Annotated in this window: 18 protein-coding genes and 2 tRNA genes; 13 read left to right on the top strand and 7 right to left on the bottom strand. The window is 69.6% G+C overall.

Annotated features, from left to right (window positions below; all coding sequences use genetic code 11):
- Positions 1–377: 377 nt before the first annotated feature.
- Complete coding sequence (locus K8Z49_RS26195; RefSeq protein WP_412521168.1) at positions 378–2,366, bottom strand: TerD family protein; 1,989 nt, start codon at positions 2,364–2,366, stop codon at positions 378–380.
- A 390-nt stretch (positions 2,367–2,756) separates the two neighbouring features.
- Here K8Z49_RS26195 and K8Z49_RS26190 point away from each other — a divergent pair, with 390 nt between their 5' ends.
- From K8Z49_RS26190 to K8Z49_RS26175, 4 genes are all read left to right on the top strand, one after another.
- Complete coding sequence (locus tag K8Z49_RS26190) at positions 2,757–3,041, top strand: hypothetical protein (RefSeq protein WP_412515460.1); 285 nt, start codon at positions 2,757–2,759, stop codon at positions 3,039–3,041.
- A 421-nt stretch (positions 3,042–3,462) separates the two neighbouring features.
- Positions 3,463–3,981 carry a tyrosine-type recombinase/integrase gene (locus tag K8Z49_RS26185; protein WP_412521331.1) on the top strand — a complete coding sequence of 173 codons (519 nt, stop codon included), beginning with the start codon at positions 3,463–3,465 and terminating at the stop codon, positions 3,979–3,981.
- Entirely contained in the window at positions 3,939–4,391 is a 453-nt protein-coding gene (locus K8Z49_RS26180; protein ID WP_412521166.1) for a tyrosine-type recombinase/integrase, read from the top strand. Before K8Z49_RS26185 ends, K8Z49_RS26180 begins: the two co-directional genes overlap by 43 nt.
- An 81-nt stretch (positions 4,392–4,472) precedes the next feature.
- Positions 4,473–5,129 (top strand): hypothetical protein, encoded by a 657-nt coding sequence (locus K8Z49_RS26175; RefSeq protein WP_412515459.1) that lies wholly within the window; start codon positions 4,473–4,475, stop codon positions 5,127–5,129.
- 247 nt (positions 5,130–5,376) lie between these two features.
- Here the strand turns inward: K8Z49_RS26175 and K8Z49_RS26170 are convergent.
- Together K8Z49_RS26170 and K8Z49_RS26165 are read right to left on the bottom strand one after the other, a co-directional pair.
- Positions 5,377–5,453, bottom strand: a tRNA-Phe gene (locus K8Z49_RS26170).
- A 20-nt stretch (positions 5,454–5,473) separates the two neighbouring features.
- A tRNA-Asp gene (locus K8Z49_RS26165) sits at positions 5,474–5,551 on the bottom strand.
- A gap of 223 nt (positions 5,552–5,774) precedes the next feature.
- On the opposite strand from K8Z49_RS26165, the gene K8Z49_RS26160 reads away from it, so the two are divergent.
- The 3 genes from K8Z49_RS26160 (at position 5,775) to K8Z49_RS26150 (ending at position 10,009) form a co-directional block, all read left to right on the top strand.
- Complete coding sequence (locus tag K8Z49_RS26160) at positions 5,775–7,208, top strand: amino acid permease (RefSeq protein WP_412515458.1); 1,434 nt, start codon at positions 5,775–5,777, stop codon at positions 7,206–7,208.
- Between the two features lie 73 nt (positions 7,209–7,281).
- Complete coding sequence (locus tag K8Z49_RS26155) at positions 7,282–8,925, top strand: adenylate/guanylate cyclase domain-containing protein (protein ID WP_083598492.1); 1,644 nt, start codon at positions 7,282–7,284, stop codon at positions 8,923–8,925.
- Positions 8,926–9,079: 154 nt separating this feature from the next.
- Positions 9,080–10,009: a glycerophosphodiester phosphodiesterase gene (locus K8Z49_RS26150; protein ID WP_021592630.1), complete on the top strand. Its 930-nt coding sequence runs from the start codon at positions 9,080–9,082 to the stop codon at positions 10,007–10,009.
- Here K8Z49_RS26150 and K8Z49_RS26145 read toward each other — a convergent pair whose 3' ends face one another.
- Positions 10,010–10,891 carry a LysR family transcriptional regulator gene (locus tag K8Z49_RS26145; protein WP_075024476.1) on the bottom strand — a complete coding sequence of 294 codons (882 nt, stop codon included), beginning with the start codon at positions 10,889–10,891 and terminating at the stop codon, positions 10,010–10,012.
- 192 nt (positions 10,892–11,083) lie between these two features.
- On the opposite strand from K8Z49_RS26145, the gene K8Z49_RS26140 reads away from it, so the two are divergent.
- Positions 11,084–12,409, top strand: coding sequence for a sensor histidine kinase (locus K8Z49_RS26140; RefSeq protein ID WP_412515457.1), 1,326 nt, complete (start codon positions 11,084–11,086; stop codon positions 12,407–12,409).
- Between the two features lie 140 nt (positions 12,410–12,549).
- Here K8Z49_RS26140 and K8Z49_RS26135 read toward each other — a convergent pair whose 3' ends face one another.
- Positions 12,550–13,965, bottom strand: coding sequence for a cyclic nucleotide-binding domain-containing protein (locus tag K8Z49_RS26135; RefSeq protein WP_412515456.1), 1,416 nt, complete (start codon positions 13,963–13,965; stop codon positions 12,550–12,552).
- A gap of 866 nt (positions 13,966–14,831) precedes the next feature.
- Between K8Z49_RS26135 and K8Z49_RS26130 the strand changes: the two genes are divergently transcribed.
- The 5 genes from K8Z49_RS26130 (at position 14,832) to K8Z49_RS26110 (ending at position 19,854) form a co-directional block, all read left to right on the top strand.
- Complete coding sequence (locus K8Z49_RS26130; RefSeq protein WP_021592634.1) at positions 14,832–15,704, top strand: helix-turn-helix domain-containing protein; 873 nt, start codon at positions 14,832–14,834, stop codon at positions 15,702–15,704.
- 255 nt (positions 15,705–15,959) lie between these two features.
- Entirely contained in the window at positions 15,960–16,172 is a 213-nt protein-coding gene (locus tag K8Z49_RS26125) for a DUF397 domain-containing protein (protein ID WP_021592635.1), read from the top strand.
- 286 nt (positions 16,173–16,458) lie between these two features.
- Positions 16,459–17,628 (top strand): alpha/beta fold hydrolase, encoded by a 1,170-nt coding sequence (locus K8Z49_RS26120; protein ID WP_412515455.1) that lies wholly within the window; start codon positions 16,459–16,461, stop codon positions 17,626–17,628.
- Positions 17,629–17,938: 310 nt separating this feature from the next.
- The gene (locus K8Z49_RS26115) at positions 17,939–18,319 is read left to right on the top strand and encodes an effector-associated constant component EACC1 (protein ID WP_075024480.1); all 381 of its coding nucleotides are present in this window, start codon (positions 17,939–17,941) and stop codon (positions 18,317–18,319) included.
- The gene (locus K8Z49_RS26110) at positions 18,283–19,854 is read left to right on the top strand and encodes a caspase, EACC1-associated type (protein WP_075024481.1); all 1,572 of its coding nucleotides are present in this window, start codon (positions 18,283–18,285) and stop codon (positions 19,852–19,854) included. Before K8Z49_RS26115 ends, K8Z49_RS26110 begins: the two co-directional genes overlap by 37 nt.
- A 46-nt stretch (positions 19,855–19,900) precedes the next feature.
- Here the strand turns inward: K8Z49_RS26110 and K8Z49_RS26105 are convergent, their stop codons facing one another.
- Positions 19,901–20,728: an NAD(P)H-binding protein gene (locus tag K8Z49_RS26105; RefSeq protein WP_412515454.1), complete on the bottom strand. Its 828-nt coding sequence runs from the start codon at positions 20,726–20,728 to the stop codon at positions 19,901–19,903.
- Positions 20,729–20,740: 12 nt separating this feature from the next.
- Positions 20,741–21,406: an SDR family oxidoreductase gene (locus tag K8Z49_RS26100; RefSeq protein ID WP_021592640.1), complete on the bottom strand. Its 666-nt coding sequence runs from the start codon at positions 21,404–21,406 to the stop codon at positions 20,741–20,743.
- Between the last annotated feature and the right edge of the window lie 48 nt (positions 21,407–21,454).

Raw genomic sequence — 21,454 nt, 5'->3', positions numbered from 1 at the left:
AGCAACGTCGACCTGGACGACTATCACCGCTGGTCTGGTGTCGGTCCACGGACCTCGGGGTGGCCGAGACGAATCGCTGGCGGTGCCGCCCACACTCAGCCGACCTGCACAGCTGCGACGCCCATTTCGCTTCGTTTTAGTGGCCAAGATCGGCGCCACTCGAGGGCGACCTTGAACCAACACACGTGTCGGTGAGCCCTACGTTCCGTGACCGGCCTCCTCGAGAGCGATCGTGCTGATCAACTGGTGCTTGCACTGGCCAGTTGCGATGACTAGCGTGCCGGTGATTCAAAGCCAACCAGGTGACGTGAACGCCGTCTTGCGAGTGCGGATGCCGGTCGGGGCTGTACGCCCGAGGGACCTACGACGCGGACCAGTTAGCCGGCGTTCTTGGTGTCGGCAGCCGTCGCGGGATCGGGTTTCAGGACCTGGAGTATTTCTTGGTGGAAGCGGTCCACGGCGGTGTCGATGCTGCGGACGAAGCCGGTTTCCTCGGTGCCGCGTTTGGTTCCGAGCCCGGTCGCAAGGGTCAGGCGGAAGGTGTCGATATGTGGTGTGGTGTCGGGGACGAGAAGACCGGGCTCGGTGATGAGGTTCTTGAGCAGTTCGCAGGGGCCGGTCTTGTGTTTGGGGGCGAGGGCTTCGACGCGGAGTTCGGGCGGCGCGTCGTTCAGCTGGCGCAGCAGCCACTGGACGCGGGTCAGGGGACGGGCGCGGGCTGCGGCGGGGACCTCGACTGTGGTTTCGATCTGTCCGGTGCGCAGGTCGGCTTCGAGTAGGATCGGGCCGCCGGCGTTGGGGATCCGGATCTCGGCGCTCATGCGACCGGACTCCACCAGGGAGGTGACGGTCTGCAGGCGGCGGACCGAGGCGTCCCCGTCCCGTCGTTTGCGGAGGACGGGGGCGATGGCCAGGCCGGTCTCCCCGCTGAGACGCAGGCACAGTTGCCGGATCAGCTTCTCCCAGCTCTCGGCCACCTGCATCGCGCGCCGATCACCGAGGCGCAAGGTGCCCGCGGTGACGGCGTTGCGCACCGGGACCCAGGCGGCACCCATGGCCCGGAAGCCCTGGCAGCCGGCGTTGTCCTGGCGCAGGTAGTCCAGCAGCTCGCCCAGCAGCCAGGCATGCATGGGGGTGGCCACGCCGTCGTGGCGGCAAAGCATCTCGGCCTCGTGGGCGACCTCGGCCCAGGACAGGTGCCGCAGGGCCACCTTGCGCAGCAGCCGCTTGTCGACCTTCAAGGGATGCTCGTTGTCCAGAGCCAGGTCGTTGGACAAGGTGATCACGGTTTCGTAGCCGTGCCGGGCCGCCACTCCCAGATAGGCCTCGACCTGGTCGGTCTTGAGGGGGTTGCCGCCGGTCTTGGTCTCGATGAGCGCGGTCCAGATCCTTCCGGCCCTGGCCACGCGCAGCACACCGTCCGGGCGGACCTTGCCCTCGCCGTGTTTGAAGGTGGCTTCGGCGAAGGTTTGAATGGTGCCGGCGGGGGCGTTGAAACGGGCCGTCAGGCGACGGCCGAACTCCGGTACCTGCGCCATCACCGCCAGCAGCGTGGCGGTTGCGCGCGCTTCTCGTTCCTGGTCGTTGCGCAGCCCCGTGACCGGGAACAGCCGCGCATGCTGCCAGGACGGATGCTCGGCCAGATTGACCTTGGCAGCCTTGGGCACGGTCGTCTTCTTCTTGGCCGTCCGGACCCGCTTGGGGCGGTCACCGTCGGTGGGCGTTGAATCATCGGGCGGGGGCGCGGCGGCGGGCCCTGGAGCCTCCGGCCGGTCAGGCTCGGGTTCGGCGGCCCGCTGCGAGCGGGTCCGGCTGGCTTCTTCCTCGTCGCTGTCATCGGCGTTGATGCCAAAGTCGGCGACCAGGCCCGCGAGGCCGGACTCGTAGCCCTGACCAACCGCCCGGAACTTCCAGCCGTCGCCTCTGCGGTACAGCTCCCCGAAGATGAACGCGGTCTCGGTGTCGGCGTCGGTGATGTCGAAGGTCAGCAGCACCTCTCCGGCGCTGTCGGAGGTGGTCAGCCGCAGATCGTCCAGTCCGCCGAACGTCGCACCCGCGTAACGGCTGGCGGCGATGACAACGCGCTGCACCTCGGGCCGCACCGCGCCCAGGTCGACCAGGATGCGGTCCTCGCTGCCGGTGGCGGTGGGCGCCTTGCCCAACAGGCGCACCGATTCGTCAGCGGTGGCGGGCTGGTTGTAGAAGACGAAGTCGGCGTCGCTGCCGACCTTGCCATCGGCGTCGACCAAGAGCACCGAGACATCGGCCTCACCTTCGCCAGAAGGATCGATCCAGCTCAACGCCACGGTGAACGGGCCGGTCGCCGTGGTCAGGCCGGACAGGTCAATGTTGGCGCCCTTGGTCATCTGTGGCACTGCGTCTACTCCTCTGCTCGCCCTGATCTCGCGCGTACAGCGGGAGCCATGACGCCGCAATCCGTGGAAACACGTAGTGCGATCAACTGCATGCGCAGTGCCAGCGTACGCTGATCAGTCGCCGTGAAGCCCGACTCGGTATGGAGGGGCCGCACCCGGCCACACATCACGGCAGCCGGAGTAGACCGAGTCGGACCTGGGAGCCAGAAAGAAGAGACACCCCTGTGAGACCACAACAGCGATCTCGGTGATCGTAATTCGCCGCCATCACGGATTGTTCATTTCGCTGGACCAGCGACGCCCGTCATCCATCCGCTTTGTGAACCGTGCCCGGCCTGATCGTTGCTTGCGGCCCCGAGGTTGGTGGGATGGGATCGGGCCATGACGGACAGAGGCCGGCAGGATGATCGCGAGTTCGTTGCGCGGCTTTCGGAGCCGGTCCCGCTGGGTGATCGGTCGGAGCCGCTGCTGTTGTGGGATGCCGGTGAGCAGGGTCTGGCTGTGGAGACTATGGCGGACCTGCTCTGTGATGCCCATGTGCCGTTGGGTTGCGCGGACCGGGCCCGGCTGGCTGAGATGGCGAAGTCGTGGAATGTCCTTGGCCGGGTGGCGGGGCGCTTCGCTGGTGCCCGGACGCCGACGATCCAGTCGGTGGCAGGTCCTTGAGGGTACCGAGCGGGAACGGGTGGTGGCCGTCGAACTCGGGGCAGAGATCGGGCCCCGGCCACATCCTGCACGGTCGGGAATTGGTGGTCTGGCTGGCCTGCAATGCCTGTGACGACGTTTTGGTCCGGCTCGATGAAAGCAAAGCCCGAGCGCGGGGCAGGCCACACCACTTCGCGGTCGCGCATCCGACGTGGAGTGGGCAGCGCGAAAACCCGCCGTGGCCGATGGTGACGGTGTACGCCAGCTCACTGGCAGCGCTGGACCGCCTCGAACGGTGCTCAGCTTGACTCTGCTCGCCCCTGCATCCAGACCGGGTGATGCCTTCGCCGCCTTCAGGTTCAGCAGGATTCGGCAGGGCATCCTCTTCTACCGCGTGTGGTCGGTCTGGTCTTGGGTCTGATGCAGGCGCAGCGTCGCAGGTATGACTTCCTTCGATGAACTCTTGGGAGCGACGCCCGGCGCTGGGACCGCCGACAGGGACGTCCTGCGGCTGGCGACGCTCGCCTACCTGGCCCGATACAAGGGCGACTCCCGCATGCACACCGAGTCGGACCTGCGGATCTACCTGAACTGGTGCGCCGAACGGCACCTGGCGCCTTTAGCGGTACGGCGCGCGCATGTGGAGATGTACGTACGGTGGCTCCAGGAGATCCGCCGGTTCCGGCCCTCGACCGTGTCCCGACGCCTGTCAGTAGTGGCCGGCTTCTACCGCACCTGCGTGATCGACGGGATTCTCGAACACTCGCCCGCCGACCACGTCCGCCGCCCCAACGTCCCACCCGAATCGCCCACGCTCGGACTCTCTCATCTGCAATTCGAGGCCCTGCTGTCAGCCGCACGCGCCTCGACCAACCCCAACGACTTCGCGCTGGTGGCCATGCTCGGCCTCCTCTCGGACTGCGGATCTTCGAAGCCACCGGCGCCGACATCGGCGACCTAGGCGAGGAACACGGTCACCGAGTCCTACGCGTGATCAGCAAAGGCATCCGGAGTGTACTGGTCCCCCTCCCGCCAGCAGTCGGCAGAGCCATCGACCGCGCCATCGATGACCGGCCGGCCGGGCCGATCCTGCTCAACACCCGCGGAGCCCGGATGGACCGGCACGCCGCCACCCGCCGCCTACGCCAGCTCGCAGCCGCATCCGTCGTCCGGCTGCCACGGATGCACCCACACATGCTCCGCCACACCTTCGTGACCACCATGCTCGACGCCGGCGTCGACCTACGCGACGTACAGATCGCCGCCCGCCACGCAGACCCACGCACCACCATGCGCTACGACCGAGCCCGCAACAACCTCGACCGCCACCCCTACTACATCCTCCCCGGCTACATGGCCTCCGGCACCTGAACCAAGGACCCAGACCGGAACGCGCTGGTCTGCCGATGAGCGGGCATTTGCACCGATCCGTCGACCTGGAATCCTGAAGTCGTGGACGAAGACCTCGCGGCCGTGCTGGCGCGCCTCGACCAAGTTTTCGCGCCGTATCCCCGTCGAGCGGTGCTTGACGGCTGCCCACATTGCCGTCCTGCGACGCCGGTCGACGAGGACGACCTCCTCCCGTTGACTCTCCGCTTGGGCGGCACGGTGGGCGGCCGCGAGGATGTGAAGAGCCTGCTCCCTCTGCTGTTCGAGCGCATGGTGACGTCCGGTGAGCTCGACGGGAGCATCGTCCTGTCCACTCTGACCAAAGAACAATGGCGCCACTGGCCTTCGGCCGAGCAGCAAGCGATCGACGACTATCTCGATGCGGTCTGGCGATCCCTGCTGAGGCAGTTCCCCTCAAGGATCGGTGCCTTCTTTGACGCTGCCGCATTCCTTCAGGCCGCTGCAACGACCGGCGACAGCATCGGAAGATACCTCGCCGTCTGGGACACCATCCCTGATCCGGCCGCAGATCGCCACCTTGCCCAGCTGGTGAACGAACACGATTTCGCTGATGCCCGTCACAGGGGCTTGACCGCCTGGCTGTGCCGCGAGGTGACAATCGACCGGCTGATCAGCGCCTTCGAACGTGACCACGACGCAGCGTGGGCGGACGACCTCGCCATGGCCTACGACCTCCTGTCCTGGCAACCTCGCGCATGACGACCGATCGCCCTCGGCTGGCTCCCGCTCATGCCGCGAAGCGTTCGAAAGCCGGGGGGCTGCCATGGTGAAGTCGATCATGGGCGTGACCAGCGTGGTGGACGTGGATCGGTTGGCCGATCTGGGCACTGATCATCTTCGAGGGCGATAGGCGGAAGGTGTTCGAGCGGTGTGCATCCGCTTGAGGCCGCTTCGGGGCCAGAAACTGAAGCGCCTCTGACCGTGTTTCGGCTGGTCAGAGGTGTGGTGGTGGGCAGGGGCGGGGTCGAACCGCCGACCTTCCGCTTTTCAGGCGGACGCTCGTACCGACTGAGCTACCTGCCCAGGACGTGCATCCGCACGTCTGGCGGTCCTGACGGGATTTGAACCCGCGGCCTCCACCTTGACAGGGTGGCGAGCACTCCTAACTGCTCCACAGGACCTTGCTGCTCCGAGCTTAACGGCTTCGGAGGGGTGTCTCGGCCGGGTGGCCCGGCGCTTGGCGACGTCCGAGAGCATACGCGATGGCCGAGGGGCGCGCCAACTCGGTTATCGCGGGGCGAGCGGGGCAAGATCGTGACGGAGGGGGATCGGGCTGATACCGGGTGACGGGCGCCCTGGCCTGTCCGGGGGGCGTTACTGTGCGTGTCTGGTTAGTGGCGTTTGGTGTGTGAGGGGGGACGGGTGGTCGCGAAGCTCCCAGCGGGCCAGGGGTATCAGCGAGGGCTTGGTACTCGCCAGATCCAGATGCTGGCGATCGGCGGGACGATCGGGACGGGGTTGTTCCTCGGGGCCGGGGAGAACATCGCCAAGGCCGGCCCGAGTCTCGTCTTGACGTACGCCGTGGCGGGGCTGGCGCTGTTCTTCGTGATGCGGGCGCTCGGTGAGCTGCTGACGTACCGCCGGACGGAGGGTGGGTTCGCCGGGTATGCCCGGGAGTTCCTGGGGCCCTTCTGGGGTTACGCCACGACCTGGACGTACTGGATCATCTGGGTGACGACCGGCATGGCGGAGCTGACGGCGGCCGGCCAGTACATCCAGAAGTGGTGGCCGGGCGTCGAGCAGTGGCAGACGGCGCTGGTCGCGCTGCTGGTCCTGTTCGTGGTGAACCTGATCTCGGTGAAGCTCTTCGGCGAGCTGGAGTTCTGGTTCGCGATGATCAAGGTCGCGGCGATCGTGATGATGATCCTGGTGGGGCTCGGGGTGCTGGTCTTCGGGTTCAGCGATGCCGGGGACACGGCGCGGGTCGGGAACCTGTGGGGGCACGGCGGGGTCTTCCCCGAGGGGTACGGCGCCACGATCATGACGCTGCAGATGGTGATGTTCGCCTACCTGGGCGTCGAGCTGGTGGGTGTGACGGCGAGCGAGGCGAAGGATCCGGAGAAGAACATCCCGCGGGCGATCAACGCGCTGCCGGTGCGGTTCGCGCTGTTCTACCTCGGGTCGCTGCTGGTGATCCTCGCGGTGGTGCCGTGGACGGCGTTCAAGGGCGGGGCGAGCCCGTTCGTCCTGGCGTTCGACCAGATCGGCATCAAGGGCGGCGGGGACATCGTCAACTTCGTGGTGCTGACCGCCGCGCTGTCGTCGTGCAACGCGGGCGGGCTCTACTCGACGTCCCGGATGCTGCGGACGGCCGGGGTGAACGGCGACGGGCCGAAGGTGCTCGGACGGTTGAGCGGGCGAGGTGTCCCCGTGCTGACCGTCGTCATCTCCGCGCTGGTCATGGGCATCGGCGTGATCGTCAACGCGGTGGTGCCGGAGAAGGCGTTCGCCTACATCACGTCGGTGTCGACGGGGGGTGCCCTGCTGGTGTGGACGGTCATCCTGGTGGCGCACATGATCTACCGGCGGCGGTCGGCGGCCGGGGAGCTGCCGCGGTCGCCGTACCGGATGCCGTGGGCGCCGTACACGAACTGGGTGGTACTGGCGTTCTTCGCGTTCGTCACCGTGACGATCGCATGGGAGGCCGACACAAGGGTCGCGCTGTACGTGATGGCCGCGTGGGCGGCGCTGGTCGTGGTCGGCTGGCCGTTCGTGCGGAGGGCGTCGCGGGTCGAGCCGATGGAGGTTCCGGTGGCCGAGGAGGGCGCGAGCGCCTGAGAGAGGGCGCCCTCCTGCCGTGGGATGATTCCCCCTGAGCGGTTCCTTCCCTCCGGAGGCGCGCGTGACCAGCATGCTGGAGATCCGAGTCCGATGGGTCCTGCTGGTCGTGGTGGGCGTCGCGAACGTCGTCGGTTCGCTGGTCGTGCTGCTGTTCGCGACGTTCGTGATCCCCGATCCTCCGCTGGCCGACCGCGACCATGTGCGGTTGATCAACGCGCTGGCGTTCTTCGGCTACCCGTTCGTCGCGGCGCCGGTGGCGCTGGTCGCGGGGCTCCGGCTGTGGCGTCCGGTGGTGACGTTCGTCCGGGACGGCGGGGAGCCCGACCGGCTGCAGCGCCGGGCGGTGCTGCTCGGGCCGCTGCGGCTGACCCTGCTCGTCGGCGCGCTCTGGGCGGTGGGGGCGCTCGGCTGGGCGGTGCTCGACCTGGTCCTGTTCACCGGGCGGCTGGCCGTGAAGACGGGCCTGACGTGCCTGCTCGGCGCGGCGACGACGTGCACGATCGTCTACCTGCTGTCGGAGCGGCTGCTGCGGCCGGCGGCGGCCCTGGTGCTGGGCAGGGAGCGTCCGAAACGGTTCCGGCTGCCCGGCGTGACGACGCGGGTGATGCTCGCCTGGACGCTGGGGACGGCGATCCCGGTGTTCGGGCTGATCTGCGTCGCGATCGCCGCGCTGGCCGCGCCGGACATCAACGTCACCCAGCTCGCGATCACGATCCTGGGCGTGGGCGGGGCCGCGCTGGTCGCCGGGGCCTACGTCCTCTACATGGCGACGAAGGCGATCGCCGATCCGATCAGGTCGGTGCGCACCGGGATGGCGCAGGTCGAGCGGGGCGATCTCGGCGCCGAGGTCGCGGTGTACGACGCGAGCGAGGTCGGGCAGCTGCAGGCGGGCTTCAACCACATGGTCGCCGGGCTCCGCGAGAACGAACGGCTGCGCGACCTGTTCGGACGGCACGTCGGCGAGGAGGTCGCCGACCTGGCGCTGGAGCGCGGCGACATCACGCTCGGCGGCGAGACGCGCGAGGTGGCGGTGCTGTTCGTCGACCTCACCGGCTCCACCCGGCTGGCCGACACGCGGGGCCCGGACGAGGTGGTCGGGCTGCTCAACCGGTTCTTCGGCGTCGTGGTGGCGGTCGTGGCGGGGCACGGCGGCTGGATCAACAAGTTCGAGGGGGACGCGGCGCTCGCGATCTTCGGGGCGCCCACCCAGCTGGAGGACTCGGCCGGCGGGGCGCTCGGCGCGGCCCGCGAGCTGGCGGTGCGGCTGCGCGCCGAGGTCCCGATGCTGGACGCGGGCATCGGCGTGTCCGCGGGCCCGGTCGTCGCCGGGTACATCGGCGCCGAGGAGCGGTTCGAGTACACGGTGATCGGCGACCCCGTGAACGAGGCGGCCCGCCTCAGCGACCTGGCCAAGGGGGAGGACGCGCGGGTGCTCGCCTCGGCCGCCGTCCTCGACCTCGCGCATCTGGCCGAGTCGGACGAGTGGGACATCGGCCGCTCGGTGATCCTGCGCGGCCGGAGCCGCCCGACCCGGCTGGGCACGCCCCGGTGGCCGGCGCTTCCGGAGCCGCGGCCGGCGGCGCGGCGGTCCCGCGTCCGCTTCCCGCGCCCGCTGCGGCGCAGCCGGCGGCTGGTGCTCGGGGCGCTGGTGCTGTCCCGGGCCGCGAAGAGCGCCCGTGCGGGGGAGTCCGGCGAACCGGACGACACCGGCTGATCTTTTCGCCGGAAGCGCCGTGTCCGGCACTTCCGGGACCACCCCGGATGCGTATTGTCGCCGGATGTACACAGTCTGCTACCGACCCGTAACGCTGTCGTCACCAGAAGGTCCCAGGGTGGGGGCGGACAGTCCGGCTCCCGAAAGGTGACCGATGCACCGACGGAATCGTCTCGCGCTCGTCGTCGTCGTGACCACGGCGGCGATCACCGTTCCGGTGGCGACCGCCGAAGCCGCCGCCCCTACCGCTCCCAGGGCCACCGCCCCTACCGCTCCCAGGGCCGCCACGACCGCCGCGGCCGCCAGGGACGTCGTGAACGTCGCGCACCGCGGCGCGTCCGCGTACGCGCCGGAGAACACGCTCGCCGCGTTCCGGCTGGCCAAGGTCCAGAACGCGGACATGTTCGAGCTGGACGTGCAGGAGACCAAGGACCATAAGCTCGTGCTCATGCACGACACCACGCTCGGCCGGACGACGAACGTCGAGAAGGTCTACCCCGGCCGCGCGCCCTACAGGGTCGCCGACTTCACCCTCGCCGAGATCAGGAGGCTGGACGCCGGGTCGTGGTTCGCGAAGAAGTACGCCGGTGAGCGCGTCCCGACGCTGGGGCAGGCGCTCCGCGCGATGCGCGGCAAGGGCCTCGGGCTGCTCCTGGAGATCAAGAGCCCGGCGCTCTACCCGGGCATCGAGAAGCGGATCGCCGCGGAGCTGCGGCGCTCGCCGTCCTGGCTGCGGTACGACCCGCGCGAGCGGCTCCTCGTCGTCCAGTCGTTCGACTGGGAGTCGGTGCGGCGCTTCCACGCGGTGCTGCCGAAGGTGCCGACGGGGCTGCTCGGCACGCCCAAGACCGGGGAGCTGCGGAAGCTGGCGTCCTACGCCGACCAGATCAACCCCACGTACGGTGACCTGACCGCGTCCTACGTCCGCGCGGTGCACTCCAACCGCATGGACGTGCTGACCTGGACGATCAACGATTCCGCCGCCATGAAGAAGGCCATCGGCCTCGGCGTGGACGGCATCATCACCAACAAGCCGGACGTTCTCGACCGGCTCCTGAAGGGCACCGCCAGGCGGGCCGCCTGATCAGGGGGTGACCCGGCGGGCGCGGGCGATCAGTGCCCGCGCCGCCGGGCTGCGCGGTCCCTCGGCGCGCCAGGCGAGCGCGATCCGCCCGCTCAGCCGCGGCCGGACGATCGGCATCGCGTGCAGGACGTCCGGCACGCTCCGGGCGGCGGACTCGGGCAGGACGGCCACGCCGAGGCCGTGCCCGGCGATCTCCGCCAGCACGGGCGGCTCGCCGGCCTCGAACGCGATGCGCGGACGGAGCCCGGCGTCGGCGAAGGCCCCGTCCAGGACGGCCCGCATCCCGGTCCCCTTCGGCAGGCAGATCAGGTCCTGGTCGGCGAGGGTCCGCAGCGGGAGCGTGGACCGCCGCGCCAGCGGATGGCCGTGCGGCACCGCCGCGACGAGGTCCTGCTCGATGACGACCTTGGTGGCGATGCCGTCGGGCGGTTCGGCGCCGATGCTGAGGAACGCCAGGTCGATCCGCCCGGCACGGAGCCCGCCGGTGAGCGTGTCGGCGTCCTCCTGGAGGACCGTGATCTCCACGTCCGGATGGTCGCGGTGAAATCCGGCGAGCATGCCGGGGAGGTCGAGGGACCGGATCCAGTCGATGGTGCCGATGGTGACGTGCCCGCGCAGCAGCCCCGTCAGCTCGTCCACCGACCGCCGGGCGCCCTCGACCGCCGCGAGGGCCGCCCGCGCGTAGGGCAGGACGGCGGCGCCGACCTCCGTCAGCCGGACGGTCCGCCCGGACCGGTCGAGCAGGGGCTGCCCCAGTTCCCGTTCCAGCTGCCGGATCTGGGCGCTCACGCCGGGCTGGGCGACGTGCAGCCGGGCGGCGGCCTTGGTGAAGCTCGCCTCTTCGGTCACTGCCACGAAGTACTCAAGCTGGCGCAGCTCCATAACCGGACATGCTAATCCGGCACCGGTCCAGCGCTCCCGCTTCTGCGGAACGGACCGGCCGGGCAACCTTTTCTTTGACCTCTATTGGCGGCGTCGCTGCTGTTCAGAGGACTGATTTCGGTCCGGGCGGTGATTACCTCACCTGCGGGAGGTCGGGTGTACGGACGGCGCACATGGTCCATACGGGTGCGGATGACCGTCATTGCCGGGGCGGTCACCGTCGTGATCTGTGCCATCGTCACCACGCTGATCCTGGTGGAGGCCCGGGGGGCGGAGACCACCTCCTCGCGGAGCAAAGCGACGTCCGCCGCGCTGAGCACGGCCTACGAGATCAGGCGCGGGCAGGTGAGCGGCCCCCTCGTCACGCCGGACGGCGTCGTCGTGCAGGTGCTGGACCAGACCCGGACGGTCATCGCCGGGACGCCGGGCCCGACGCTGGACGGTCCGCCGATCGCCCGGTTCGATCCGTCGAGGTTCCGCGTGTTCGACGCCGACACCCTGTGCTCCCCGCCGGGGCTGAGCGGCTGCCAGTGGGTCATCGGCTTCCGCGTGTTCCAGCCCGCGGGCGACTGGATCATTTACGCCGCCGTGCCGACCGTCCCCTGGTATGTCAGCGGCGGGCTCATCCTCTTCCTGGCCAGCGTCTCGCTGCTGGTGATCCTGCTGGCGTGCCTGCGCGCCTGGGGGACGGTCGACCAGACCCTCGCCCCGGTGGACGCGATTCGGGCCGAGCTGTCGGAGATCACCGCCGACCAGTCGGGGCGCCGGGTGACGGTGCCGGAGAACCGGGACGAGATCAGGCGGCTCGCGGAGGCCGCGAACGCGACGCTCGACCGCCTGGACAGGGCTTTGGAGCAGCAGCGCAGCTTCACCTCCGACGCGTCCCACGATCTGCGCAGCCCTATCGCCGCGGCCCGCACGCAGATCGAGGAGGCGCTGCTGTTCCCCGACCAGGTCGACTGGCCGCAGACGGCACGGGCCGTCCTGCAGAGCCTCGAACGGCTGCAGGCGATCGTGACGGACCTGCTCCAGCTGGCCCGGCTGGACGCGGCGGCATGGCAGGACGTGGAGCCGGTCGACCTCGGCGCGCTGGTCACCATCGAGGTGGCGAGGTCGGAGCGGACGAAGCGGATCGTCCCGCACCTGCAGGAGGGCGTGATCGTGCTGGGCGACCGGCTCCGCCTCGTCCGCCTGCTGACGAACCTGCTGGACAACGCGGAGCGGCACGCCGAGTCCCGGGTGGACGTCACGGTGGCCCGGGAGGACGGTGTCGCCGTCCTGGAGGTCCTCGACGACGGGGTGGGCATAGCCGAGCAGGACCGGCACCTGGTGTTCCGGCGTTTCGCGCGCCTGGAGGACAGCAAGGCCCGCGATCCCGGCGGGACGGGCCTCGGCCTGCCCATCGCCCGGGAGATCGCCCGGTTGCACGGCGGGACCCTCACCATCGAGGACAGCGACCGCGGTGCCCGTTTCGTCCTGCGGATGCCTCGCGACCGCCGGGATCCGCCCTCGGCCTGACCGGCCACGTCCCATCCGGGCATCGTGCACGAGCACACGAGTCGGTCCGGCAGTGCCCTGGACGCGAAGAACCCCGCGGCGCCGGTGCACGCGGGGTCGGGGGTTCGGCGGCCCGCGCGGGGGGACGGGCCGGCGTGGGGTCAGATCGCCGATTCGGCGGGGAGGCCGTGCAGGTGGATCCAGCCTTCGACGTCCGAATCCTTCACTCGGCAGCTGACCTGCTCGTACTCGGTGGCCTTCACATAGCCGGGGCTGTGGACGATCACGGAGTCGTACACGAAGCGCGACGCGATGACGCCGAGGTCGGCGCCGGTCGCGGCGAGCCGCTGCTTCAGCGGCGGCGCGTCGAGCAGCCGGGCGGTCGTGATGATCGACGATCCGGACACGCCGGGCGGATCGGGCATCACGGGGCCGACGTTCACCGCGACCCTGAGCTGGATGCGCACGGCCTCGCTCGACCGGTGGTTGTGGCGGCGCAGCCGCATGCCGAGCGACACCAGCATCGGGTCGATCACAGCGGCGGTCGTGACCTGCGGTGGGACGACGATGAGCGCGCCGTCGCCGCGGTCTTCGATGTGGCAGCCGTCCCAGGGGACGCCGGAGTCCTCGAAGGCCTCCTGGAGGGCCCGGTACATGGCGCGGCGCACGTCGATCCGGTCGGCGTCGTCGCGGTCGGGGGAACTGAACCCGGCGACGTCGGTGTACACGATGGTGCAGTTCTGGCCGGCCCAGGACGCTCCTTTACGCCGGGGGAAGTCCATCGGCTGCGTCGGCTGTTCGTAGGACGCCTCGACGACCGCGCCGATGGTGTGGGCCGGCAAAGGCGCGTTGGTCATGGGCGCGTTGGTCATGGGCGCGTTGGTCATGGGCGCGTTGGTCAAGTAGGCCGCGCCGCCTGTGCGGGGGTCGGGTACCGCGTAGGCGCCGGCCACCGTGAAGGGCCCCGTCATCGCGTACTGGTAGTGCGGAAGGACCGGCACGTACGCCGACGCGTAGGGCTGCGGGGGCCCGTACTGGGCCGCGGGGCCGTACGGGTGCATCGGTCCGGTGGCGTACTGCGGCGGCTGCGCCGAACCGTGCTGTTCGGTCATCCGGTCGTATATCTCGTGTTCCAGGACGGCCACGACGCGCGGGTGGTCGCTGAGGTAGGCGACGAACTCCTGCGTGGACAGGAGCAGGGCGTGCAGCGTGTCCATCGCGACGACGGTGGCCGAGCGGCGGCGCAGCATCAGCGCGGCACGTTCGCCCAGGATGTCGCCGGGGCCGCGGAAGGCGATGATCCGCTCGCGGCCGTCCCGTTCGACGCTGACCCGCACCGAGCCGGACTTGATCACGATGGTCTGGTCGGCGGACTGGCCCTCGGCCCACAGCACCGCGCCGACCGGGTACACGACCTCGCGCGCGGACGCGAGGAACGCGGCCTGCTCGATCGTGGTCAGGGACGGCCAGAACCCCTGCCGGCGGGCGGTCTCGGCCGGCCGGGCGGACCGCGGCCGCGGCATCAGCTCGGAGTTGACCATCTGGTCCGGGTCGTGGTCGCGGGCGTGGTCGTTCACTGAACCACCCGCCTCGGGCCGGACCGGACGGGACGTGGCGACCCCGTGGGGTGTGGGGGGTGGACGGCGAAGGTCGGGGAAGAAGACTGCAGCTCTGACATGACAGGGACCCCATGCCTCGAATCGTGACACCGGCCTCCGGTCGGGGGGTGCCGGGAGGCGCCCGGCACCGGTCGGGGGCGGCCGATGTTCACTTCACCTATGGCCCGGACCGCGTGATCGCGGTTAGACTGGGTGAGTCCGCAGAAACGTTTTGGCAGGTCAGCCCGGATCTTTCTGCGTCTTCGCAGGTGTCTGCGCAGACCGGCCCGGACGTTCTCGTGCGGCCCTGGGAGTCGCTCTCCGCTCTCCCGCGATCGTCTTGGCTGCCAGACCGGTGATCGTCGGGAAGCGGCGGGCGACTCTGTTTTTCGCCTCTGACAGTGTTCGTGGGTGTGCTTCCGGCTCTGCCGAAGTCATGTGCTCCGTCGTGCCCTCCCGTCCGGCGCGCGCCGGGTCCGTCGTTCGTTCCGCGCCGGCGGCGCCCGTGGCCCCGTGGCCGCCGGTGGAGTGCGGACCGGGCGCGCGTCCCGCCCGAGGCCCTCACTCTGAGTCAGTGTTGACCCTGACGATACGTTGCACCGCGTTCGGTCGCAACTAGTCTTCTGCTATTCTGCTACCTAGCACTTTAGTACATGGTCTCAAGGTATGCAGCAGTCTGGAAGCTCTAGATGCGAGATTCGGGCGATATGACGGGGTCTGATGCCCACAGTGAAGATCGCTTTACCGGGACATATAGCGCAGTGACGTCATGTGGGATGTGAGGTCCCGGTATGCCATGTAGCATCCAGGTTGGTGGCATCAACTACGGACAGTGAGCGATAACGATGACCAGTGACCAGGGGCCCATAGTCCAGAGCGCACTGCTGCGCACCGAGCTGGTACGCCTGCGCAAGGAGAAGAACCTGACGCAAGAGCAGGTGGCGCGGGAACTGGAGTGGTCTCCGTCGAAGCTGATCCGTGTGGAGGGCGGTAAGAACGCCATCACCAGGACGGACCTGCAAGCGCTCCTCAGGGTGTACGGAGTGAACTCGGAAGGGCGTCAGGAGCGGCTCCAGGCACTGGCCCGCGGTGCACGCGAGCCCGCCTGGTGGAACCAGTACCGCAGTGAGCTCGATCCCAGTTTCCTCGCCTATGTGGGCTACTCGGCCGGTGCGGCCTACATCCGGCAGTTCCACGGGACGGTCATCCCCGGGCTGATCCAGACGCCCGAGTACGCCGAGGTGCTCTCGACCGGCAAGTCGTCCGAGACGGGACGCGTGCTCGCCGCTAAGCTGCGCATCCAGCGCCAGCAGGAGCTGGCCAAGCGCGAGAACCCGCCCCGCCAGCACTACATCATCGACGAGGCGGTCATCCGCCGGCACGTCGGCATCAAGATCGACCCGGCGATCATGCCGGCGCAGCTCAACCACATCGCCGACGCGTCCGAGAGCAACGATCTGCTGACCGTCCGGGTGCTCCCGTTCAAGGCCGGGGCGCACCTCGGGCTGGAGGGGCCCTTCAGCGTCCTGGAGTTCGACGGCGACCTCGGCGACATCCTCTACCTGGAGGGCCGGCAGGGCGCCAGTCTGATGATCACCGGTGACGACCCCCGGATCCCCGAGTACCGGGACAGCTTCGAGCTGCTGCTGGAGCAGGCGCTGTCGGCCGAGGAGTCGATCGCCCTGATGCGCCAGTGCGCGGAAGACCTCATGGCCTGACTGACTACCGGACCGTAACTCAACCGGGAGGTGACCGCGGCACCAGCATCCCCAAGGCGAGTGGCCGTCATAACACTCTGAGTGATCTTGTGTTCCCTTGTAGGCGGGATAACTAGAACCGTTTACACTCTTGATCGGGAAATTATCCACAAGGTCGTGGTTTGTTGTGCCCAACTTGATGCTCGCCCGGTGGTCGCCCCCGCCCGATCGGCAGGGCGTGACGGCAACCGCCGACCATGGATGGAGGGTTGCTGAATGGTGTACCGGTCCGACCTGGAGACCGCACTGAACTGGCGAAAGGCCAGCGCAAGCCAGGATTCGAACGACTGCGTGGAAGTCGCGGCCCAGGGGCCGTCCGTCCTGGTCCGCGACTCGCGTAACCGCTCCGCCGGCGTCGTCACCCTCGCTCCCGCAGCGTGGCGGACTCTCCTGAACGCCATCCAGAACGGAGATCTGGACGGCCGTTGAGTCACCAGACTCATTTCCCCTGTAAATCTTAGGAATTGTCGAATACCACGACGCTGTGAAGTATTGACCGACGACTCTTGACAGGACCCGCGGGGTCGGAGGAGTTCGCGCGCTGCCCTGAGCGAACCCTGAACCTACCCTGAAACGTCCCTGAACGCCCTGTTCCGGTGAGGGAACCGCCCCTAGCTTGATCGTCAGAGGTCCCCGGCCACGGTCGGGCCGGGGACCGTGACGCCCGCACGCACGAGCCGGCGTATCCGACGTCCCCTCCACCGGAAGGCCATTCATGCTGCGCCAACACGGGCTCGCCCTCTGGGCGGCGGCCGCCGCCGGGGCCGTGGCGCTCACCGGCGCCGCCGCTCCCCTCCAGCCGAGCCCGGCCGCGGCGTCGCCCGCCATCGACTGGCGCCCCTGCGGCGACGACGGCAAGGCCGAGTGCGCCACGCTCCGGCTGCCGGTCGACTGGTCGCGCCCGGACGGCCCCACGTTCGGCCTCGCCATCGCCCGCCGCAAGGCCCTCGACCCGTCCGCCCGCGTCGGGACGCTCGTCTTCGGGCCCGGCGGCCCCGGCGACTCCGGCGTCCAGCGCGTCACCGACGGCGTCGACCGGTTCAGCGACCGGCTCCGCCGGCACTTCGACATCGTCAGCTTCGACCCGCGCGGGGTCGGCGCCAGCAACCCGGTGACGTGCTCGGCCGACCTCGTCGCGAGCGCCCCCTCACCGATGATCAAGAGCGCCGCGGGCTTCCGGGCGACGCTCGACCACAACGCCAGCCTCCGCGCCGACTGCCGCGAACGCACCGGACCCCTGTACGACCACGCCGACACGCTCAGCACCGTCCGGGACGTCGACGCGATCCGCGCCGCGCTGGGCGAGCCGAAGCTGACGTTCCACGGCTGCTCGTACGGCACCTTGCTGGGCGAGATGTACGCCGAGACGTTCCCGAAGCGCGTCCGCGCGATGGTCCTGGAGAGCGTCAACGATCACAGCGTCCCCGACACCCGCCGCTTCCTGACGTCCGAACTGGCCGCCGCGCAGGACTCCTTCGACCAGTTCGTCGCCTGGTGCGGACGCACGAAAGACTGCGCCCTGCACGGCAAGGACGTCCGCGACGTCTGGCGTGACCTGCGCGCCCGCGCCGCCCGCGGCGAACTCCCCGACCCGTCCGACCCGAGCACCCCGCTCCCCGAGTTCGCCCTGGTCCTGATGGCCTACAAGAGTTTCTACGGCCCCGACTGGTCGGACCTCGCCAAGAACCTGGCCGCCCTCAACGCATCCCAACCCGTGAGGCCCGCGCTCGCCGAGAAGCCGACGGCCAAGGAGACCACCAAGGACCCGTTCACCGCGCAGTTCTGCTCCGACTGGAGCCTGCCCGTCCGCGACTACGCCGAGTACGCGCAGCTCATGCGGCAGACGACCCTCCCCCCACCCACCAAAACCTGCCCCTCCACCTGACCACCCCACACACCCCAGGGGCCGACCACCACCGGTCGGCCCCTTCGTTTGCTCGGCGTCGAGTCCGCGCGCTTCCTAGCAGTTGGCCACTTGCAGTTCTGGGGGGCTTGGAATTCCGTGTTTTCCACGTATCGTGTGGCGATATTGCAGGTGAATCATCCGAAGATGAGTGGAATGCCCGCGGCTACTCGGTGGTGTATTCCAAATCGAGACCTGGAGGGTGCCCTCCCGCGTGGATGGGGGCGCGTCAATTTAATGAGGGCGCGACACGAGGGAAGAGGGCAATGGTAATTCGGCGAAAGAGTGATCTATGACGCGAACCGTCCTGGTCGAGATCCATGAGCGCGGCGCCGATCCGGTGCGGCTGGACCAGCTCAGCCGTCATCTGCTGAAAGACCTGCGGAGAGTCGGAGTGCAGGCCGAGCGGCGGGCCGTCCGGGCGCCCGCGGGGGCGAAGTCCGGATCGGCGGTGGCGATCGCGACGCTCCTCGTCGGCCTCGGCGGCACGCCGGCCATGAAGGCGTTCGTGAATGGGATCTTCGGCTGGCTCGGTCCGCGGAGAGGAAACATCAAGATCAGTTGCGGTGACAGGTCGGTGGAACTGTCCGCGGCGACTCCGGGGGAACGGCGGGAACTGCTCGAATGGCTGCTGACATGCGACGAGGAAACGCGGGACGGGCGCGGAGACTAGCGCTTCTGCTGGCCTCGGACCGCTACGAGGATCCGGGGCTCGGCTCGCTGCGCTCACCCGCCCATGACGTGCGGGCCCTGTCCGCCGCGCTGGCGGACCCGAGGATCGGCGGGTTCGAGGTGGACGACGTGTTCAACCGGCCGGCGCACGAGGTGAACGCCGCGATCGAGGACTTCTTCTGCGACCGGCGGCCCGATGACGTGCTCCTGCTCTACGTCTCGTCCCACGGGGTGAAGGACGACGCGGGGCGGCTGTACTTCGCGACGTCCAACACCCGGGTGAACAGGCTCGGATCGACCGGGATCGCGTCGACGTTCGTGAGCGAGCAGATGTCCCACAGCATGTCGCGCAACATCATCCTGCTGCTGGACTGCTGCTACAGCGGGGCGTTCGTCGAGGGCATGGTCGTGCGGGGTGGTGGGAGTGTCGGGATCAACGAGCGGCTGAGCGGCTCCGGACGGGCGATCCTGTCGTCGTCCTCGGCGCTGGAGTACGCCTTCGAACTCGACCGGCGGCGGGTGACCAAGGAGATCTCGCGTTACCCGTCCCAGGACGAGAGCGGCGGGCCGTCGGTCTTCACCGAGGCGCTCGTGCGCGGCCTCACCACCGGGGAGGCCGATCGGAACCGGGACGGGCGGATCTCCATCGACGAGCTGTACGACTACACGTACTCCGAGGTCACCGCCGCGAACCCGAACCAGACGCCGACCAAGTTCTCCGACGTCAGCGGCGAGCTGATCGTCGCGTTCAGTCCCGGGACGGCCCGCCCGCCGGCGCTGCCGGAGGAGGTTTCCTCGGCGGTCGGGCATCCGCTGACGTCCGTGCGCGCCGCCGCCGTGACCACGCTGAAGGACCTGGCGCTGGCCGGGGACGAGGCCGGGCGGCTCGCCTACGAACGGCTGAGGACGCTGCTCGGCGACGACAGCCGCATGGTGGCGACCGGCGCCCGCGAGGCCATGGCGGAGGTCGACCGGGTACGGCCCTTCGAGGAGCGTCGGCGGGTGACGGCGCCCCCGCCCCCGGGTCCCTTCCAGTCCGGAGGAGCCTGGAGGCCGCCGGGGCCGCCGTCTCGACCGTGGCCGCCCCCGCCGCCGGCCGCTCCCGTCGCTCCGCCGGCGCAGGGTTGGGAGGAGCCTTTGCGTGGTGGATCGGTGCTGGCCTACCTGCTGCCGTTCTTCGCGAGCCTGCTGCTCGTCTTCAGCCGGAGCCGGAACGTCAGGTACCACGCGGTGCAGTGCGGGCTCATCGACGCGGTGACGACCGTCTACGTCGTCCTCACGGTGCTCCCGCTCGGTATCTACGCGGATATCAGGTACGGCACGGAGCCGGTGCCTGGGGGAGACGTCCCCTTCATCGCCTGGACGGTGACGTTGCTCCTCACGCCCTGCGTGCTGCGCGGCTACTGCCTGGTCCAGCTCGCTCGGAAGGGGACGGCCCGGATCAAGTTCCTCGGGACCCTGGCGCGCCGGGTCGTCTACGGACCGCAGGGTGCCACCGAGATGTTCCAGTCGCCGTACCGGTGGTCGCAGACCTGAGGGGCCGCGCCTCGGGGCCGGTCAAGCCGGTGCCGGGGCGCGGCCGTCACGCGAAGGCGGTGATGTGGGTTCTGGTCCAGTCGGCGAAGGTTCGGGGCGGGGTGCCGGTGACGTCCTGGACGGTGGGGCGGACGACCGACTCGTCCAGGGAGCCGTTGACGTAGAAGTCGAAGAACGCGTCGACGTACTCGGCGGGCATCTGGCCGGTCATCTCGGCGCGGGCCTCGTCGTCCGGCTGCGCCTCGAAGCGCAGGTCGCGGCCGAGGGTCTCGCCGAGGATCGTGACCTGGTCGGACGGGAGGAGGGATTCCGGGCCGGTCGGGTAGTAGGTCCGGCCCTCGTGGCCGTCGTCCAGCAGGGCCGTGGCGGCGACGGCGGCGATGTCGTGCGGGTCGACGACGGCGGCCCGGACGTTCGCGAAGGGCAGCCGCACGGTGTCGCCGACCCGGAGTTGCGGGAGCCAGCGGAGCGCGTTCGACATGAACGCGCTCGGCCGGAGGATCGTCCACGGCAGGCCGGAGTCGTGGACGGCCCGTTCGGTGACGACCATGTAGCGGGTGACGGCGTTCGTCATATCGCCGCTGCCCGCCGAACCACCAGAAAGCTGGACGACGCGCTCGACTCCGGCACGACGGGCTTCGGCGAGGACGCCCGGCATGTCGCGGTAGCCCGGGAGCAGGAAGACGCCCGAGGCCCCGTCCAGCGCGGGTGCCAGGGACGCGGGGTCGTCGAGGTCGCCCGTCACGTACTCGACGCCGTCGAGGGTCGACGGCGGCACCTTCCGGACGAGCGCCCGCACCGGTTCGCCGGACGACGCGAGGATGGAGACCAGCTCCGAGCCGATGTTTCCCGTGGAACCGGCGACCACGATCATGTCAGTGTCCTTTCACCAGGGGAGGGGGCGGCCGTCGCGGAAGAACCCGCCGGTCGGGCCGTCGTCGGGGAGGGTCGCGGCCCACACCACGCTCGCCGCCCCGTCGGCGACGGGACGCCCGCCGGGCCCGCCCATGTCGGTCGCGACCCAGCCGGGGCAGACCGCGTTGACGAGGACGCCGTCGGCGCGCAGTTCGGCCGCGAGCATGCGGGTCAGCGCGTTGAGCGCGACCTTGGACGCGGTGTAGGCGGGGGTGCCGCCGCCCATGTTGGTCAGCGAGGCGGCCTCGCTGGAGACGTTCACGATCCGTCCGTGCCGGCTGCGCCGCAGGAGGGGGAGCAGCGCCTGTGTCAGCCGCCACGGGCCGTACAGGTTGGTCTCGGCGGCCTCCCGGACGACGGCCAGGTCCGCGGTCGAGGCCCGCTGCCACGTGTCGTAGGTGATCGCGGCGTTGTTGACCAGGACGTCCAGCGCGCCGATCTCGGCGGCGACCCGCTCGATGTCCGCGGCGGAGGTGACGTCCAGCCGGACCGGTGTCGCACCGACCTCCTTGGCGGCGTGTTCGGCCGCCTCCGGCGAGCGTGCTCCGAGCAGGACGTCGTGGCCCTGCGCCGAGAGCAGCCTGCACACCTCGCGGCCGATGCCGCGGTTCGCTCCGGTGACCAGCGAGACCGTCATGCCGTACCTCCCCCGTCGCGACGATCTTTGCTCGGGTGACCGTCGCGC

It is taken from the genome of Actinomadura madurae (assembly GCF_047130825.1).
Classification (GTDB): Bacteria; Actinomycetota; Actinomycetes; order Streptosporangiales; family Streptosporangiaceae; genus Spirillospora; species Spirillospora madurae.
Note: the sequence above shows the minus strand (reverse complement) of the source record. Positions and strands in the feature narration are given on the sequence as shown.